The organism is Nitratireductor arenosus, from assembly GCF_009742725.1.
In the GTDB taxonomy this organism is placed as follows: Bacteria; Pseudomonadota; Alphaproteobacteria; order Rhizobiales; family Rhizobiaceae; genus Mangrovimarina; species Mangrovimarina arenosa.
The window spans coordinates 636,893-652,366 of the sequence record NZ_WPHG01000003.1 but is presented as its reverse complement, the minus strand read 5'-3'; the positions used below and the strand labels follow the sequence as shown (position 1 = coordinate 652,366).

Annotated in this window: 13 protein-coding genes; 8 read left to right on the top strand and 5 right to left on the bottom strand. The window is 65.7% G+C overall.

What is annotated here, in order from left to right:
* Window positions 1-9: 9 nt before the first annotated feature.
* The 3 genes from GN330_RS15110 to GN330_RS15100 all read left to right on the top strand — a co-directional run bounded on the left by GN330_RS15110 (window position 10) and on the right by GN330_RS15100 (window position 4,244).
* Window positions 10-1,734 carry a branched-chain amino acid ABC transporter ATP-binding protein/permease gene (locus GN330_RS15110; protein WP_156713784.1) on the top strand — a complete coding sequence of 575 codons (1,725 nt, stop codon included), beginning with the start codon at window positions 10-12 and terminating at the stop codon, window positions 1,732-1,734.
* Window positions 1,731-2,453 (top strand): ABC transporter ATP-binding protein, encoded by a 723-nt coding sequence (locus GN330_RS15105; protein ID WP_343040707.1) that lies wholly within the window; start codon window positions 1,731-1,733, stop codon window positions 2,451-2,453. The genes GN330_RS15110 and GN330_RS15105 overlap by 4 nt, the downstream gene beginning before the upstream one ends.
* Before the next feature lie 141 nt (window positions 2,454-2,594).
* Window positions 2,595-4,244: a sulfatase-like hydrolase/transferase gene (locus GN330_RS15100; RefSeq protein WP_156713496.1), complete on the top strand. Its 1,650-nt coding sequence runs from the start codon at window positions 2,595-2,597 to the stop codon at window positions 4,242-4,244.
* 37 nt (window positions 4,245-4,281) lie between these two features.
* Here GN330_RS15100 and GN330_RS15095 read toward each other — a convergent pair whose 3' ends face one another.
* Window positions 4,282-5,139: a beta-keto acid cleavage family enzyme gene (locus tag GN330_RS15095; RefSeq protein WP_156713495.1), complete on the bottom strand. Its 858-nt coding sequence runs from the start codon at window positions 5,137-5,139 to the stop codon at window positions 4,282-4,284.
* 80 nt (window positions 5,140-5,219) lie between these two features.
* Between GN330_RS15095 and GN330_RS15090 the strand changes: the two genes are divergently transcribed.
* Together GN330_RS15090 and GN330_RS15085 are read left to right on the top strand one after the other, a co-directional pair.
* The gene (locus tag GN330_RS15090) at window positions 5,220-6,110 is read left to right on the top strand and encodes a MurR/RpiR family transcriptional regulator (protein WP_156713494.1); all 891 of its coding nucleotides are present in this window, start codon (window positions 5,220-5,222) and stop codon (window positions 6,108-6,110) included.
* A complete protein-coding gene (locus tag GN330_RS15085; RefSeq protein WP_156713493.1) occupies window positions 6,107-7,438 on the top strand; it encodes an aspartate aminotransferase family protein in 1,332 nt (443 codons plus the stop codon). The genes GN330_RS15090 and GN330_RS15085 overlap by 4 nt, the downstream gene beginning before the upstream one ends.
* A gap of 73 nt (window positions 7,439-7,511) precedes the next feature.
* Here the strand turns inward: GN330_RS15085 and GN330_RS15080 are convergent, their stop codons facing one another.
* Window positions 7,512-7,949: a helix-turn-helix domain-containing protein gene (locus tag GN330_RS15080; RefSeq protein WP_156713492.1), complete on the bottom strand. Its 438-nt coding sequence runs from the start codon at window positions 7,947-7,949 to the stop codon at window positions 7,512-7,514.
* Between the two features lie 69 nt (window positions 7,950-8,018).
* Between GN330_RS15080 and GN330_RS15075 the strand changes: the two genes are divergently transcribed.
* On the top strand, window positions 8,019-9,254 hold the full coding sequence (locus GN330_RS15075; RefSeq protein ID WP_156713491.1) for an MFS transporter: 1,236 nt from the start codon (window positions 8,019-8,021) through the stop codon (window positions 9,252-9,254).
* A gap of 58 nt (window positions 9,255-9,312) precedes the next feature.
* Here GN330_RS15075 and GN330_RS15070 read toward each other — a convergent pair whose 3' ends face one another.
* The 3 genes from GN330_RS15070 to GN330_RS15060 form a co-directional block, all read right to left on the bottom strand.
* Window positions 9,313-9,747 carry a universal stress protein gene (locus GN330_RS15070; protein ID WP_156713490.1) on the bottom strand — a complete coding sequence of 145 codons (435 nt, stop codon included), beginning with the start codon at window positions 9,745-9,747 and terminating at the stop codon, window positions 9,313-9,315.
* A gap of 10 nt (window positions 9,748-9,757) precedes the next feature.
* Window positions 9,758-12,385: a TRAP transporter permease gene (locus tag GN330_RS15065; protein ID WP_156713489.1), complete on the bottom strand. Its 2,628-nt coding sequence runs from the start codon at window positions 12,383-12,385 to the stop codon at window positions 9,758-9,760.
* Between the two features lie 84 nt (window positions 12,386-12,469).
* The gene (locus GN330_RS15060; RefSeq protein WP_156713488.1) at window positions 12,470-13,438 is read right to left on the bottom strand and encodes a TAXI family TRAP transporter solute-binding subunit; all 969 of its coding nucleotides are present in this window, start codon (window positions 13,436-13,438) and stop codon (window positions 12,470-12,472) included.
* A 285-nt stretch (window positions 13,439-13,723) separates the two neighbouring features.
* On the opposite strand from GN330_RS15060, the gene GN330_RS15055 reads away from it, so the two are divergent.
* Window positions 13,724-14,371 (top strand): TetR family transcriptional regulator, encoded by a 648-nt coding sequence (locus GN330_RS15055; RefSeq protein WP_156713487.1) that lies wholly within the window; start codon window positions 13,724-13,726, stop codon window positions 14,369-14,371.
* A 28-nt stretch (window positions 14,372-14,399) separates the two neighbouring features.
* Window positions 14,400-15,464, top strand: a complete 1,065-nt coding sequence (locus tag GN330_RS15050) for a C4-dicarboxylate TRAP transporter substrate-binding protein (protein ID WP_156713486.1) — start codon at window positions 14,400-14,402, stop codon at window positions 15,462-15,464.
* Window positions 15,465-15,474 lie beyond the last annotated feature (10 nt).

The following is a 15,474-nucleotide window of genomic DNA, read 5'->3' as shown; positions in this document are numbered from 1 at the left end:
GCCGCCATCATGGCCGCGATCCCCTTTCTGCCGTTCGTGCCGGATTTCTGGGTCACCCTGCTCGACTTCGTCGGGCTGGCCAGCCTGGTCGCGCTCGGGCTGGTGATGTTGACCGGCGTCGGCGGCATGACCTCGTTCGGCCAGGCCGCCTTTGTCGGCTTCGGCGCTTATGCCACAGCACTTTTGACGACGGCCTATGGCTGGTCGCCCTGGCTCACCCTGCCGGTATCGCTGGCCGTCACCGTGGCCGCCGCGCTTGTCATCGGGCTGGTCACGGTCAGGCTGTCGGGCCATTTTCTACCGCTCGGCACCATCGCCTGGGGCATCTGCTTTTATTATCTGTTCGGCAATTTGAAGACGCTGGGCGCCTATGACGGCATTTCCTCGGTGCCGCCGCTTTCCATATTCGGCATGCCGCTTCTCGACAGCCGCTCGTTCTATTTCGTGGTCTGGGGTTTCGTGCTCGCCGCGATCCTGGCGACCGCCAACCTTCTGGATTCGCGCGTCGGGCGCTCGATCCGCGCGCTGCGCAGCGGCGCGGCGGCGGCGGAGTCGGTCGGCGTCAATGTCTGGCGCGCCAAGCTCACCGTGTTCGTCTATGCCGCGCTGCTCGCCGGCATATCGGGCTGGCTTTACGCCCATTTCCAGCGCGCCGTCACGCCGGGCGTCTTCAGCCTCACCGTCGGCATCGAATATCTGCTGATGGCCGTTCTGGGCGGTGCCGGCTACATTTACGGCGCGATCCTCGGCGCGGGCATCGTCGTGGTGTTGAAGAATTTTCTCCAGGATCTGCTGCCGCTATTCTTCGGGGCGGGCGGCAATTACGAGGGCATCGTGTTCGGCATCCTGCTGATTGCCATGTTGCAAGGCGCGCGCGAGGGGCTGTGGCCGGTGATCGCCGGGCGGCTCGGCAAGGCGGCGCCGCGTACCGTCGACGCAACCGGCGCGCTGCCCGGCCGCGGCTTCGACGCCGGCGATGGCGACCTGCTGCGCGTTCAGGACGCGCGGCGCCTGTTCGGCGGGCTGGTCGCTGTCGACAACGTCTCCTTCGAGGTCGGGCGCGGCGAGATCGTCGGTCTGATCGGGCCGAACGGCGCCGGCAAGAGCACCACCTTCAACCTGGTCACCGGCGTGTTGCCGCTTTCGGGCGGGGAAATTCATTTCGAAGGCGAGCGCATCGACGGGCTCGGCCCGGAACGGATCGCGGCCCGGCGCATCGCGCGCACCTTCCAGCACGTCAAGCTGGCGCCGATGATGAGCGTGCTGGAAAACGTCGCCATCGGCGCGCATCTGCGCGGCCGGGCCGGCATGGTCTCCGGTATCCTGCGGCTCGACCGCGAGGAGGAAAAGAACATTTTTGGCGAAGCCGCGCGCCAAATCGAGCGGGTTGGGCTTGCCGACATCATGCATCAGCCGGCGGGGTCGCTGGCGCTCGGCCAGCAGCGGTTGGCGGAGATCGCGCGCGCGCTGTGCCTCGACCCGAAACTGCTTTTGCTCGACGAACCGGCGGCAGGGCTGCGGCATCTCGAAAAACAGGCGCTCGCCGATTTGATCCGCCGGCTGCGCGACGAGGGCATGAGCGTGCTCCTGGTCGAGCACGACATGGATTTCGTCATGCAGTTGACCGACCATATCGTGGTGTTGAACTTCGGCGCGCGGATCGCCACCGGCGCGCCCGCCGACATTCAGCGCAATCCGGCCGTCGTCGAGGCCTATCTGGGGAGTCCGGCGTGAGCGCGCTGCTGGAAGTCGGCGATTTGTCGGTCAATTACGGCCGCGTGGAAGCCGTGCGCGCGGTCTCGCTGACCGTGCAAAGCGGCGAGATCGCCACCGTCATCGGCGCCAACGGCGCCGGCAAGACCAGCCTGCTTGCAGCCATCATGGGGCTGTTGCCATCGCGCGGGCGCGTCGTCTTTGACGGCCAGGACCTTGTCCGCGTCCCAGCCGAGGAGCGGGTCGCGATGGGTATCAGCCTGGTGCCGGAGCAGCGCGACCTGTTCGGCACGATGAGCGTGGCGGACAATCTCGCGCTCGGCGCGTTCCGGCGCGGGCGCGCCGAGATCCCGGCGCGCCTGGAACGGGTGTACGCGCTTTTTCCGCGGCTCGAGGAACGTCACCGCCAGGAAGCCGGGACGCTGTCGGGCGGCGAGCGGCAGATGCTGGCCATGGGCCGCGCGTTGATGGCCAAGCCGCGCCTGTTGATGCTCGACGAACCGAGCCTGGGCCTGGCGCCGCTGATCGTGCGCGACATCTTGCAGACGGTGTCGGAGCTGCGCGACGAGGGGGTGTCGATCCTGCTTGTCGAACAAAACGCCCGGGCAGCGCTGCGGATCGCCGACCACGGCTACGTGATGGAACTCGGCGCGGCGACGATGCGCGGCCCCGCCGCCGAGCTCGCCGCAGACCCACGCGTGGCCGAAATCTATCTGGGTGCCGCGCAAGGCATGTCCTGAGCGGCGGGCGCAGAGACCCGAACCGGATATTTCGGCATCTCCAGCGGGACGACAGAACCGGCGGCGTGCGTTATCCTCGCGCAACAACGACGCCGCGCATCGGAGCGTTGCAAGTTTCCACGGCCACCATGAAGGGCATCGATGGCGGATCGGCGCAAGAACATCCTCTTCATCATGTATGACCAGCTTCGGTTCGACTATCTGGGCTGCACGGGACACCCGCACTTGAAGACGCCGCATTTCGACCGTCTCGCGGCGATGGGCGTGCGCTTCTCGCGCGCTTATGTGCAGTCGCCGATCTGCGGCGCCTCGCGCATGAGCTTCTACACCGGCCGCTACGTCCATTCGCACGGCGCGAGCTGGAACGGCTTCCCGCTCAAGGTCGGCGAAATCACGCTGGGCGATCATCTGCGCAAGGCGGGCATGGACGCCGTGCTGGTCGGCAAGACGCATATGCGCGTCGACGCCGACGGCATGGAGCGGCTCGGGCTGGCACGCGACACGATCATCGGCGCGCGGGTGGCCGAATGCGGCTTCGACCTGTGGGAGCGCGACGACGGGCTGTGGGGCAAGGGACCCGACGGCTATTACGATCGCGGGCCGCAGCCCTATAACGACTATCTGAAGGCCAAAGGCTATCCGGGCGACAATCCCTGGCACGATTTCGCCAATGCCGCGCTCGACGAAAACGGCGACATGGCCTCGGGCTGGTTCATGAAAAACGCCGACCGGCCGGCCAATATCGCCGAGGAGGATTCCGAGACCCCCTATATGACGCGGCGCGCCGAGGAGTTCATCGCCTCCCGCCACGAACGGCCATGGCTGTGCCACCTGTCCTACATCAAGCCGCACTGGCCCTATATCGTGCCCGCGCCCTATCACGCGATGTACGGGCCGGCGGATGTGCAGCCCGCCATCCGCTGCGAAGGCGAACGCCAGGACCCGCATCCGGTCTACCGGGCCTTCATGGACAACGAGATCGGCCGCGCTTTCCAGCGCGAGGTGGTGCGCCAGAAAGTGATCCCGGCCTATATGGGCCTGATCAAGCAATGCGACGACCAACTCGGCCGCCTGCTCGCCTTCCTGGAGGAGCGGGGCGAGCTCGCCGACACGATGATCGTCGTCACCTCGGACCATGGCGACTATCTCGGCGACCACTGGCTGGGCGAAAAGGATCTGTTTCATGAACAGTCGGTCAAGGTCCCGCTGATCGTCTACGACCCGTCGCCGGAGGCCGACGCCACGCGCGGCACGGTCTGCGACCAACTGGTGGAATCGATCGATCTAGCCGCCACCTTCATCGAGGCCGCCGGTGCGGCGGTACCGGACCATATCGTGGAGGGGCGCTCGCTGCTGCCCCTGGTGCGCGGCGAGACGCCCGAGGATTGGCGCGACTTCGTCGTGTCGGAATATGATTACGGGCCGACGCCGATGGCGGCCGAACTTGGGGTCGCCCCGGACCGGGCACGTCTGTTCATGGTCGCGGACCGGCGCTGGAAATACGTCCATGCCGAAGGGTTTCGGCCGATGCTGTTCGATCTGGAAACCGACCCCGACGAATTCCGCGATCTCGGCGGCGATCCGGAACACGCCGATATTGCCGCGCTGATGGCCGCGCGGCTGGCGGCCTGGGCGCGGCGGCCGTCGCAGCGCACGACGCGCTCCGACGCAGAAATCGAGGCAATGCGCCACGGCGGCGGCCGCACCGGTATTCTGATCGGGATCTACGACGACGCCGACATCGACCCGGAACTCACACAGGCTTATCGCGGCCGGCCCGGACGCGATTAGGCCCGTTCCGAAACGCGTCGACGCCACGGCACGGTTTTCAGGCCTGGAGGGCGGCCCAGAGATCGCGCAACTGGCCGGCGGAGGCGGGCGGCACGCCGCAGGCTTCCAAAGCCCACGCGGTCGCGCGCACGATTGCGACATTGTCTGCGGCGACCGTGCCATCGGGCAGTTGCAGATTGTTCTCGAAGCCGACCCTGGCGTGACCGCCCATCAGCGCGGCGGCGGTCACACAGGCCGTCTCACGCGGCCCGAAGGCGCACAGCATCCAGTGCGGAAAGCGCTCGGTCGCGGCGTTCAGAAAAGGCAGCAGATCACGCGGCGTCGAGCGCTGGCCGGGCACGTAACGGCCGAGGACGAACAGGACCGGCAGGGTTTCGAACGGCACCAGCCCGCGGCGCATCAGGCCGGCGAGACGCGTCGCCTCCTCGGGCGCATAAAGAATGATTTGCGGCGTAATGCGTTCGCGGGCGAGCCAGGCCAGAAAACGCAGGAACTCGGTTTCGTCGGCCGGTTCGCCGGCCAGTTCGCGCAGGGCCAGCGAAACGGCCTCCGGCCGCGTGTCGCGCACCACCTGCATCTGTTGGGCGGGCGCGTAGGCCCCGAGCGCTTCGCTGGTAATCTGAACGACGAGATCATCGCCGACCGCGCCGCGCACGGCATCGGTCGCGTCCCGATAGGCCTCCGCGTCGAGCAGATGCGCGCCCTGCCGGTCGCGTACGTGCAGATGGATCATCGCCGCGCCGGCCTCGCGGCAGGCGATGGCCGTGTCGGCCAGTTCGGCCGGCGTCAGCGGCAGAGCCGGATGGTCGGCCTTGGTGCGCCGGCCGCCATTGGGCGCGACGGCGATCGCGACCGGCCGCGGATCGGAGTGAAAACCGTGCGAGATGCCGCTCATCCGATAACACCAATCATTGCATCATGTCAGCTAGTGCAACATTTGTTGCATATCCGATCCGCCAGGTCTACGCTCCGCTCATGGATCGCGACGCGCTTGTCCGAAAGATCATCGACAGCTTCCCCGGCCTGCCCGCGCAGCTCGGCGTCGCGGCGCGTTATATCGTCGACAATCCCGACGACGTGGCGCTGCTGTCGATGCGCGAACAGGCGCGCCGCGCCGGCGTCCAGCCATGGACGATGAGCCGGCTCGCCAAACGGCTCGGTTATGACGGCTACGAAGCAATCCGCGCCCTGCACGCCAACGCAATCCGGCAGGGCGAGCTCGGCTTCGCCGGCAGGGCCGGACGGCAGGCTGCCAGACAGAAGGAAAGCGGCGAGACCGCGCTCGCCCGCGACATCGTCGCCGCCGGCGCGACACAGATCGGCCGGCTCTGCGCGCCCGACAGCCTGGCCGCACTCGCCAACGCCGCCGCACTGCTGGCCTCGGCCCGACGCGTTTATTGCCTCGGCCTGCGGTCGAGCCACGCCATCGCGGCGCAATTCGCCTATATCATGTCCTTTCTCGGCGACCGGGCGGTGCTGCTCGGCACGGACGGTTTCGGCGGTCTCGATGCCGTACGCATGGCTGGCGCCGACGACGCGTTGCTTGCCGTCAGCGTGAGCCCCTATTCGCGCGCCACGCTCGACATCGCCCATTGGGCGGCCGGCGAAAACGTGCCCGTTGTCGCGATCACCGACAGCCCGGTCTCGCCTCTCGCCGCGATTGCGCGGCACGCGATCTTCGTCTCGACGGAAAGCCCGTCCTTCTTCCATTCGATGGCGCCGGCCTTCGTGGCCGCCGAAACGCTGGCCGCGCTGGTGGCCGGTCGCGGCGGCGCCGAGGCGCTGGCGGCGATCGCGCGGGCCGAACAGCAACTCGCCGCCTTCGGCGTGCATCATCTTGCCCCCGCTACACGGACAGGACCATGACCCATATTCTGCATCGCCAGATTCACGGCACGCTGCCGGTCGCCGTGGCCGGACGCGGGGTCGAGTTGTTCGACCGTGACGGCCGCGCCTATATCGACGCCTCGGGCGGCGCCGCCGTCTCCTGCCTCGGGCACGGCCATCCCGACGTCATCGGCGCACTGCACGAGCAGGCCGACCGGCTCGCCTATGCCCATACCGGCTTCTTCACCAGCGAGCCGGCCGAAGAGCTCGCCGACATGCTGGTCGCCAACGCGCCGACCGGCATCAGCCATGTCTATTTCGTTTCCGGCGGCTCCGAGGCGGTCGAGGCGGCGCTGAAGATGGCGCGGCAATATTTCGTCGAAAAGGGCGAGCCTCAGCGGCGCGCCATCATCGCCCGGCACCAGAGCTATCACGGCAACACGCTCGGCGCGCTGGCGGCCGGCGGCAACGCAATGCGCCGGGCCCAATTCCAGCCGCTGCTGGCCGAAACCCAACATATCGAGCCGTGCTACGCCTATCGCCACCGGCGCGACGACGAAAGCGAGGAAGAGTACGGGCTGCGCGTCGCCCAGGGGCTGGAGGACAAGATACAGGAACTCGGCGCGGAGACGGTGATGGCCTTTATCGCCGAGCCGGTCGTCGGCGCAACCGCCGGTGCGGTGCCGGCCGTGCCCGGTTACCTGAAACGGGTGCGCGAGATCTGCGACCGCCACGGCGTGCTCTTGATCCTCGACGAGGTGATGTGCGGCATGGGCCGCACCGGCACGCTGCACGCCTGCACGCAGGACGGCGTGGCGCCCGACCTGATGACGATCGCCAAGGGGCTGGGCGGCGGCTATCAGCCGATCGGGGCGGTGCTCTTGTCGCAGGCGATTTTCGACGCCTTCGCCACCGGGTCGGGCCTGTTCCAGCACGGCCATACCTATATCGGCCATCCGGTGGCGTGCGCGGCTGCGCTTGCCGTGCAGCGCGTGATCGAACGCGACGGCCTGCTGGAAAACGTGCGCACGATGGGCGAACGGCTGCGGAGCCTGCTGGCCGAGCGTCTGGGCCCGCATCCGCATGTCGGCGACCTGCGCGGGCGCGGCCTTTTCCTCGGCCTGGAGATCGTCGAGGACCGGGCAACGAAGGCGCCGTTCGATCCGGCGCTGAAACTTCACGCCCGCATCAAACAGGCGGCGATGGCGCGCGGGCTGCTTGTTTATCCGGCCGGCGGCACGATCGACGGCGCGCGCGGCGACCATGTGCTCGTCGCCCCGCCCTTCATCGTCGAGGACCAGGATCTGGACCGAATCGCCGACCGCCTCGGCACGGCAATCGACGAGGCTGTCGCCGATCGCGGCTAAAGCTTAGAACGGGCCGGTACCCTCTGCGGGTGAGAGCTGCGCTGCCTCACGCCCGCCCGGTGGCGCGGTTCTGTCATCCGACGGTCTTCTCGCGCCCCCGCGACCGGATGCGCCCGCCCGCCCGTCGCCCGGCCACATCCACCAGCCGCCGGAATGTCGGGCACTGCATGTGGGTCGGGGCGGGACAGTCGGCGACATGGCGCAACGTATCGCGCAACGCCACCAGTTCGCTGATCTGCCGGTCGAGGTCGTCCGCCCTTTGGTGCAGGACCGCGCGCGGCAGTTCCGGTGCGCCGTCCTTGCCCAGGATCCCGGCAATCTCGTCGAGCGAGAAGCCGGCCGATTTTCCCATTGCGATCAGCTTCAACCGCAACAGCACCTCGGCGGGAAACTGGCGCCGCAACCCATGGCGGAAAACCGAGGAAATCAGCCCGATTTCTTCGTAGTAGCGCAACGTCGACGGACGCATCCCCGTCCTGTCGCTGACGTCGCCAATATCGAGAAATTCCATACTTGACCTCAAGCCGACTTGAATTCGTAGGATGGCTTTTCATCACGATCAAGGCAAGAGGACAAGGCGATGCAGCACATCAAGGCACCCGTTTCGAACAGTGCAAATCGCGGGGTTACGACGACGCTGGCATTGTCGATGCTGCTCGGATCACTCGGCACCAGCATCGCCAACATCGCCTTGCCGGTATTCGTCGAGACGTTTTCGGCGCCCTTTCATCATGTCCAATGGGTCGTCATCGCCTATCTGGCGGCGCTGACGGTCTCGGTCATCCTCGCCGGACGACTGGGCGACATCTACGGGCTGCGGCGCATGCATCTTTTCGGCCTCGGCCTGTTCTTGCTGGCGTCGCTGCTTTGCGGCATCGCACCGAACCTGTGGCTGCTGATCGGAGCGCGAGCGCTTCAGGGGGTGGGAGCCGCCTTCCTGATGAGCCTGACCCTGGCGTTGATGCGCGAAACGGCGCAGGAAACCCGCATCGGCCAGGCCATGGGCCTGCTCGGCACGGTCTCGGCGTTGGGAACCGCGATTGGCCCGTCACTCGGCGGCATGATCCTTTCGGCGACCGACTGGCGCGGGATCTTTCTGGTCCAGATTCCGCTAGCGCTACTGACCTTGATCCTGGCCTTCGTTTCACTGCCGCGGGATGCGGGCAAGGATCGTATGCGACCGACCGGCGTGCGCACGGTGATGACGCCGGGCCTGGCATCCAGTCTTGTGGTCAACGCTCTGGTGGCCGCGGTGATGATGACGACACTCGTGGTCGGTCCGTTCTATCTCGGCCTGGGGCTCGGCCTGAAGCAGGCGATAGTCGGCCTGGTGATGGCGGCCGGCCCGGCGATCTCGGTCTTCAGCGGCGTTCCCTCCGGACGCGCGGTCGATGCATGGGGAGCGCAGCGGGTTCTGGCGGCCGGCCTGAGCATGCTTGCGGGCGGAGCGTTCCTGCTGTCGGTTCTGCCGGAAATGTTCGGGGTAACCGGCTATATCCTGGCGATGGTCGTGCTGACACCGGGCTACCAGCTCTTCCAGGCCGCCAACAACACCGCCGTCTTGTCCGGTACGCCCAACAACCGGCGCGGCACCGCCTCCGGATTGCCGAGCCTGTCGCGCAATATCGGCCTGGTAGCCGGCGCATCCGCCATGGGCGCTGTCTTCGCCTTCGGCGTCGGAACGGCCGATCTGGCCAGTGCGTCCCGCTCAGCGATCGCCAGCGGCATGCGACTGACCTTCATACTGGCCACGCTGCTGATGGTCGCCACGCTGTGGATGACGCTTGGGCGCCGCACGCGGACCGAGCCGTCCTGACCAGGGCTGGCGCCATCCGACCGCGTTGCGCCTCCGCACACGCCGCGGCAGGGCTTCGTTACGCCGCGTCGCGCAGAACGAAGACCGACTGGCGCGCATGGCGCACGACACGCGCGGCGTTAGGCCCGAGCAGATAATCCTTCAGCGCCGGGCGGTGCGAGGCCATGACGATCAGGTCGGCGCCAAGCGCGTCGGCCGCCTTCATGATCTCGTCATAGATCGTGCCGTGGGCGACATGCCCCTTGATCGTCACCTGGGATGCCGGGCGCGCGTCGAGCATCGTCTTCAGCGCCGAGCGGGCCGCCTCCAGCGTGGCTTCCTCGAAATTCTTCGGGAAGGCGGCGCCGACGATCGACATCGAATAGGTCGGCACCACGGTGAGGACGTCGAGCCGGGCATCGTGTTTGACGGCCAGTTCCTCGGCGACCGCAAGGCTGCGGGCACCGATTTCAGGTTCGCCCAGATCGACCGGGACAAGAATACGCTCGAACATCAACGGCTCCTCAAAAAGCGGGAACGGTCTGCCGGCGACGCTGCGACAGCACGATCAGCACCAGCAGCAGCAAGGCGGGAATGTAAAACACCTCCTTGGGCATCCGTTCGGCCGCGAGTTGCACCTTGGCGATCTCAACCGGCACGTCGCCGTAAAAATCAAACGTGTCGGTGAAATCGGTGAAGAAGGGCGTGCCTGCGAACGGCTCGTCGAGGATCGCTTTACCGTCCTCCTCGCGCACCGGCAGACCGGCCTGCTCGAGCCTTTGCAGCCCGTCGCCCGCCGGTCCGAGCGCGGCAAGAATCGTCCGTTCGCCGATCTTGTCGGGGTCGTCGAAATCGGGGCCAGTGATCACCAGCCTCAAATTGGCGTTGTCGGGCTGCGCGGCGGCGATGGCGACAACCTCCGCCCCCGACCGATCCTCATAGGGCGGCTGGACGTAGTCGAGCCAGAAACCCGGCCTGAACAGGGTAAAGGCGACGAGGATCAACGCCACCGTCTCCCAGATCCGGCTTCTGGTCAGGAAATAGCCCTGGGTCGCGGCCGCGAACAGCATCATCGCCACCACCGCGACGATGAAGATGAACACCGCCTTGTAAACCGTCACGTCGATCAAAAGCAGTTCGGTGTTGAAGATGAACAGGAACGGCAGCAGCGCGGTGCGGATGTCGTAGGTAAAGCCCTGTATGCCTGTGCGGATCGGGTCGCCGCCCGAAATCGCAGCGGCCGCGAAGGCGGCGAGCCCCACCGGCGGCGTGTCATCGGCCAGAATGCCGAAATAGAACACGAACAGGTGGACCGCGACCAGCGGCACGATCAGCCCGGTCGAGGCCCCGACCGAGACGATGACCGGCGCCATCAGCGACGACACCACGATGTAGTTGGCGGTGGTCGGCAGGCCCATGCCGAGGATCAGGCTCATCACCGCTACCAGAAGCAGCATGGCGATCAGATTGCCGCCCGACAGGAATTCGACGAACTCGCCGACGACCTGGTGCGCGCCAGTCAAGGACACTGTGCCGACGATGACGCCGGCCGCGCCGGTGGCCACACCGATCCCGATCATGTTGCGCGAACCGGCGATCATGCCGTTGAAGAAATCAGCCCAGCCGTCGCGAAAGCCCTGACCGAAACCGCCCTCGCCGCGGAACATGCGCTTCAGCGGCTTCTGGGTCAGCACGATGACGATCATCGAAACCGTCGCCCAATAGGCCGACAGCGTCGGCGACAGGCGCTCGACCAGGATGCACCAGATCAGGATGATGATCGGTAGGATGAAATAGAGACCGGTGATGGCGACGTCGCGCGGACGCGGTAGCACGTCCATCGGTGCGTTAGGATCGTCCTGCGCCAGGTCGGGATGGCGCGCGGCGCGCTCCACGAGCACGACATAGGCCACCAGGAAGATCAGCGCAGCGGTCCAGAACGTCATGCCCGGAAAGGCGACCTTGATCCAGCCGAGCCCGTAATAGACGACGCCGGCGAGGACCGTCATGGCGATGAAGCCGAACAGCACGCCGGCCAGGCGCTGGGCGAGCGTGCCGATCACCGGCGGGCGCTCCAGGCCCTTCAGGCCGAGCTTCAGCGCCTCGAGATGAACGATATAGACCAGCGCGATATAGGAGATGATCGCCGGCAGGAAGGCGTGTTTGATCAGTTCGGGATAGGCGACGCCGGTGAACTCGGAGATCAGGAACGCGGCCGCGCCCATGACGGGCGGCGTAAGTTGGCCGTTGGTGGAGGAGGCGACCTCGACCGCGCCGGCCTTTTCCGGCTTGAAGCCGGTGCGTTTCATCAGCGGGATGGTGAAGGTGCCGGTGGTGACGACATTGGCGATCGAGGAGCCGGAATAAAGCCCCGACAGCGCCGAGGCCACGACGGCAGCCTTGGCCGGCCCGCCGCGCAGATGGCCGAGCAGGGCGAAGGCGAGCTTGATGAAGAAATTGCCGGCGCCGGCTTTTTCCAGCAATGAGCCGAACAGCACGAACAGGAAGATCATCGAGGCCGAGACGCCGAGCGCGACGCCGAACACGCCTTCGGTCTGCATCCAGTAGTGCCACATCGCCTTGCCGAACGAGGCTCCCTTCCACTGGATCGCGTCGGGCATCCACGACAGATGGCCGAAAAAGACGTAGAAGACGAACACGCTCGCCACGATGACCAGCGGCAGGCCGAGTGCGCGGTAGACGGCGATGCCGAGCGCGAGCATGCCGATCGAGGAGAACACCAGATCGGCCGTGGTCGGCAGGCCGGCACGGCCGGCGATATCTTCCTTGAACCACAGCAGATAGAGGCACGACGTCGCCCCCAGGATCGCCAGCGCCCAGTCGTAGACCGGCACGCGGTCGCGCGCGCTCGACTTAAACAGCGGATAGGCGAGCATGGCCAGGACGAGCGCGAAAGCGAGGTGGATCTGGCGCGCTTCCTGATTGTTGAAGACGACGTTGAAGCCGGTCAGGCTCGTCAGCGTGAAGGGAATGTTTGAGGCGATGTAGACTTGGAAGAGGGCCCACACAAAGGCGATCGCGATAATGATCCTGCCGGCGAGACCGGTCGCGTTGCGCGCGCCGCTCTCGACCTCGGCCACCATCATGTCGACATCGACGCCGGTCTTGTCCGTGGCTGGATTATCCGCCATCGCGTTGTTCTCCCCTCCCGGCACCGGCCCCTCCGCCGATGCAAAAAGGCCCGGGCGGTGTTCCGCCCGGGCCGCAGTGCGGTCTTACATCCAGCCGCGTTCCTTGTAATATTTCTCCGCGCCGGGATGCAGCGGTGCGGACAGGCCGTCCTTGATCATCTCTTCTTCCTTGAGATTGGAGAAGGCCGGGTGAAGCTTCTTGAAGTCGTCGAAATTGTCGAAGACAGCCTTCACCACGGTGTAGACAACCTCGTCGGACACGTCGGCGGAGCTGATGAAGGTCGCGCCGACGCCGAAGGTCGTCACATCCTTGTCGGTTCCCTTGTAGGTGCCGGCAGGAATAGTCGCGATCCGGTAATACGGGTTATCATCGACCAGCTTCTTGATCGGATCGCCGTCGACCGACACCAGTTCGACATCGCACGTGGTCGCAGCCTCGGTAATGGCGGCGGCGGGATGGCCGATGGTGTAGATCATGGCGTCGATCTTGCCGTCGCACAGCGCCTGCGCCATTTCCGAACCCTTGAGTTCGGCCGCGAGCGCGAAATCGCCCATGGTCATGCCGAAGGCTTCCATGACGATCTCGGTGGTGGCACGCTGGCCAGAACCGGGATTGCCGACATTGACCTTCTTGCCCTTGAGGGCTTCGAAACCGTCAATGCCGGTATCCTTGCGGACGACGAGCGTGAACGGCTCGGCATGCACGGAAAATACCGCACGCTCCTTTTCGAAAGCACCCTGCTCCTCGAATTTCGAGGTGCCGTGATAGGCGTGATACTGCCAGTCCGACTGCGCGACGCCGAACTCAAGTTCGCCGGCGCGCACCGTGTTGATGTTGTAGACGGAACCGCCGGTGGATTCGACCGAACAGCGGATGCCGTGTTCCTTGCGGTTCTTGTTGACCAGACGACAGATCGCGCCACCGGTCGGATAATAAACGCCGGTCACGCCGCCCGTGCCGATGGAAATGAACTGCTGATCTTGCGCCATTGCCTGGCCGGTCAACCCTGCGAGCGCCATGCCGGACAACGCGCCGACAACCAATTTTTTCATGTTTTCCTCCCTCTGACTGGGGTTGAGTGGTGACGTATTCAGCCACCATCAGGGCACCAACGTCAACCGCCGAGCCGATATTCGCCACACGTTGTAGTCGATATCCGCCCAAGCGCTCCCGCGCGCCAGCTCCATCGGCGCCCGCAATTGCGCAATCACGGGTTCTCGACCTCAATGCCTCGCGAGGCTCGCGCGTTCGGCCGCCCCTGGGCACGGCCGCGAATTGGGCCTTGACTCGATCCACGAATTCATCAAACGTTTAATCAACGAAGAAGGAAGGTCGTCGTGCTCACCCAGACGCGCGCGGATAACGACGTCAGCACCGCGATCCTGTTCGCGGGAGAGAGGGCATTCGCCGAGTTCGGCTACAATGGCGCCTCGATGCGGGCGATCGCCCGCGAGGCCGGTGTCAACCAGGCCATGATCGCCTATTATTTCGGCTCCAAGGAAGGCCTGCTCGAAGCGATCATGCGCAGGCGCTCGACCTTCGTGAACACGCAGCGCCAGGACCGGCTCGCCGCGCTACGCGCAGCGGGAACGCCGAGCGTGGAACAATTGATCGAGGCGTTCCTGCGACCGCTGATCGAACTCGGCACCGACAGCGAGCGCGGCGGCTATGCCTACGTGAAGCTTTTGGCGGTGCTGACCCATTCCGTCGACAACCTTGCCAAGCGCATCGTCGCGGAGAATTTCGACGGCATCGCGCGCCGTTTCGTGGAGGCGTTTCAGGAGGTCGCCCCCGAAATGAGCGAAAGCGACGCCATCCGTGCCTATCTGCTTTCGCTCGGCACCGGCATCGCCTCGATCGGCATCGAGGGACGCGCGGGGCCGATGTCGCGCGAACGTTACGACCGCGTCGACACCGAACAATTGATCCGGTCCGTCGTCGCCTTTGCCAGCGGCGGCGTCAGGACCCTGATGCGGAAAAGCTAGACCCACCAACGAACACCGGGAGGTAATGATGTTCGGACCAACCCTACGCAAGACGATGATCGCGGCCTTGGCCGTGGCGGCGGCGACGGCCGCCAAAGCCGAAACCATCAACGTGACCTACGTGGCCGGACATCCGCCGGTGTTCCGGTGGGTCCGACTGGCCAACGAGGTGTTCATCCCGGCCGTGAACAAGCAGCTGGAAGGCAGCGGGCATACGATCAACTGGGACGAGCAATATGGCGGCTCGCTGGCCAAGGTCGGCGACGAATTGGAGGCCGTCGAGGAAGGCCTCGCCGAAATCGGCGGCATTTCGTCGGTTTTCGATCCCGCCAAGCTGTCGCTGCAAAACGTGACCTATTACACGCCTTTCGTGTCGAGCGACCCTAACCTTGTCGTTGAAACGATCGACGCGCTGCACGAGACCAACGAGGCGATGCTGTCGACCTGGGAGGAGAACGGGCTCGAATATCTCGGCGGCCCGATCGCCATCGACGACTATATCTTGATGACGACCTTCCCGGTCAACTCGATCGAGGATCTCAAGGGCAAGAAGATCGGTGCGCCCGGACCGGCGGTGAACTGGCTGGAAGGCACCGGCGCGGTCGGCGTATCGGGCAATCTCACCACCTACTACAACGAGATCAAGACCGGCGTGTACGACGGCGTGATCGTGTTCGCCACCGCCGCCCTGCCGGGCAAGCTGCACGAGGTCGCGCCGCACATCACACGGATCGGATTCGGCGCCCAGTATGCCGGTGCGATCGCGGCCAACAAGGACTGGTATGATGGCCAGCCGGAGGCGGTTCAAAAGGCCCTCAAGGACGCCGCAGACACCTATAAGGCCGCCTATCTCGACGATCTCGACAAGGCGGTGACGGCGAGCTTCAAGGCGATGCAGGAGCAAGGTGCGACGATTTCCGACGTCGATGCGGAATTCCGCCAGAAATGGGCCGCCGGCATGGACAACGTTGCCAAGAAATGGGCGGCCCAGGTCGACAGCGAAGGCAAGGCGGGAACCGAGATCCTGAAAGCCTATCTCGACGCGATCCGCGCGGCCGGTGGCGAGCCGGTGCGCAACTGGGACCAGGAATAGTCTCGCTCTC